Annotated in this window: 1 protein-coding gene; it reads left to right on the top strand. The window is 68.3% G+C overall.

Features of this window, described 5'->3' with window-relative positions:
• Window positions 1–1,748, top strand: a 1,748-nt coding sequence (locus GXP76_RS35375; RefSeq protein ID WP_242575716.1) for an SDR family NAD(P)-dependent oxidoreductase, incomplete at both ends; no start/stop codon positions are given.

Below are 1,748 nucleotides of genomic sequence, written 5' to 3'. Positions count from 1 at the left end.
TGACCGGAACCAGCAGCGACCCCACCACCCTCGGACTCCAGCACACCAACCACCCCCTCCTCGGCGCAGCCATACAGCTCGCCGACAGCACCACGCACACCACTGTCTTCACCGGCACACTTAATCAGCACACTCATCCCTGGCTCAGCGATCACACCGTCACCGGCACCAACGTTCTCCCCGCAACCGCCTACATCGACCTCGCCCTCCACGCCGGACACCACACAAACCATCCGCATCTGGCCGAGCTGGAGATGCACCAGCCGCTGGTCGTCCCTGAACAGGGCACTCTCCAGCTCCAACTGATGACGGCGCCACTGCCCGACTCCGACGACCTGCGCGTCACGGTTCACGTACGACAGGAATCGGACGCACCCTGGGTCCTGCACGCCACCGGCGCTCTGTCCTCAACGCTTCCGGCGACGGAGGCCGATCTCACTGCCTGGCCGCCTGCGGAGGCCCGGCGCGTGGCACCGGCGGATGTCTACTCCGAGCTTGTCGCACGCGGCAACGAATACGGTCCCGCCTTCCAGGGACTGACCGCCGCCTGGCGCGACGGCGACAACCTCTACGCCGAGATCGAACTCGACCCCGACACAGACGTCACCGGCTACGGCATCCACCCCGCACTCCTCGACGCCGCCCTCCACGTCCTTGGTCTTGAGGCGCCGCAGTCGAGCGACGAAGCAGCTCAACTACCGTCCCTGTGGCGGGACATCAGCCTCTATGCCACAGGTGCCACCTCTCTGCGCGTGCACCTCCGCCAGTCCGGTCCGGGCTCGGCCCGCGTGTTCCTCGCGGATGCGGCTGGGCAGCCGGTGGCCCAGGTCGAGAGTGTGGCTCTGCGCCCCATCGACATGGCGCAGTTGGCGGCGGCCGGGACGAGTACCCACAACCGGCTGTTCGCGGTCGAGTGGACACCCCTGCCCACAGCCACCAGCGCCTCCAAGACACCGGAACCGGTCTCCCACGACCTGATCCTCGCCGCCGGCAACTCACCCGACGATCTCCACCTCACCACCGGCACCTTCACCCACCTCGACCAACACCCGGACCTGTCCGTCCCCGCGCAGGTCCGCCAGGTCGCCGCCCAGACGCTCCAGATCCTCCAGGACTGGCTCGCCGACCCCGCCAACACCGACCGCCACCTCGTCGTTCTGACCCAGGGCGCCGTCACCACCCACCCCGATGAGACCGGCACCGACCTCGTACACGCACCGCTCTGGGGCCTCATCCGCAGCGCCCAGAACGAACACCCCCACCGCATCACCCTCATCGACACCGATAATCAGCCCAAGAGCACCAAGCAACTCACCCACGCCATCGCCACCGGCGAACCCCAACTCGCCCTCCGCAACGGGGACATACTCGCCCCGCGCCTCACCCGGCACACCCCCGCACCCGGCAACACCCTCACCCTCAACCCTGACGGCACCACCCTCATCACCGGCGGCACCGGCACCCTCGGAGCCCTCACCGCCCGCCACCTCGTCACCACACACGGCGCACGCCACCTACTGCTGACCAGCAGGACCGGCCCCGACGCGGACGGCGCACAAGAGCTTCAGGAAGAACTGACCGCACTCGGCGCGGACATCCGCATCGCCGCATGCGACACCGCCGACCGACAGCAGCTCAAGGCACTGCTCGACACCATCCCCGCCGAACACCCCCTCACCGCAGTCATCCACACCGCCGGCGTCCTCGACGACGCCACCATCGACAACCTCACCCCCCAACAGCTCACC

This window comes from Streptomyces sp. NP-1717 (assembly GCF_022695985.1).
Lineage (GTDB): Bacteria > Actinomycetota > Actinomycetes > Streptomycetales > Streptomycetaceae > Streptomyces.
The sequence above is the reverse complement of the archived record's forward strand: the minus strand, read 5'-3'. Positions and strand labels throughout refer to the sequence as shown.